Source organism: Christiangramia aestuarii (assembly GCF_009735585.1).
In the GTDB taxonomy this organism is placed as follows: Bacteria; Bacteroidota; Bacteroidia; order Flavobacteriales; family Flavobacteriaceae; genus Christiangramia; species Christiangramia aestuarii.
Genome location: NZ_VJVW01000088.1, coordinates 1 through 449, shown reverse-complemented (window position 1 = coordinate 449; position 449 = coordinate 1). Strand labels below are relative to the sequence as shown.

At 66.1% G+C, this 449-nt stretch carries 2 protein-coding genes; both read right to left on the bottom strand.

Annotation, left to right across the window (positions count from 1 at the left end; genetic code table 11):
• A partial coding sequence (locus FLP08_RS17040) for a hypothetical protein (protein WP_202912804.1) occupies nucleotides 1–264 on the bottom strand: 264 nt, incomplete at its 3' end.
• 36 nt (nucleotides 265–300) lie between these two features.
• A complete protein-coding gene (rpsR, locus tag FLP08_RS17035; protein ID WP_500681182.1) occupies nucleotides 301–447 on the bottom strand; it encodes a 30S ribosomal protein S18 in 147 nt (48 codons plus the stop codon).
• Between the last annotated feature and the right edge of the window lie 2 nt (nucleotides 448–449).

Genomic DNA, 449 nt, shown 5'->3' with positions numbered 1-449 from the left:
CGTGCTGGCGCGCAGGATCTGCGCCAGCGTCAGGGTACCGAGCAGGACCAGAAGGATGCTCGGATCGCCCAGGTACCACCAGAACATCGCCGGTAGCACCGCCCAGGCCAGGACGCCGAAGGCGTCGCCGAATCCGCGCCGCAGCAGCACCAGGCTACCGGCGGCGGCACTCAGCCAGAACAACAGTGGAACAACCGCGGAGCCTGCCACGGCGAGCGTGGCCTGCATGCGGCCGCGCATGGTGAACTCAGCCAGTGCGCGCATGCGATCTATCCCTTACCAGCGTTCGACTGCCCGATCTCAACGGCCGTGGCTGTCGGTGTAAGGAAGCAGGGCCAGGTAGCGGGCGCGCTTGATAGCGGTCGCCAGCTGACGCTGGTACTTGGCCTTGGTGCCGGTGATACGGCTCGGAACGATCTTGCCGGTTTCGGAAACGTAGGCCTTCAGGG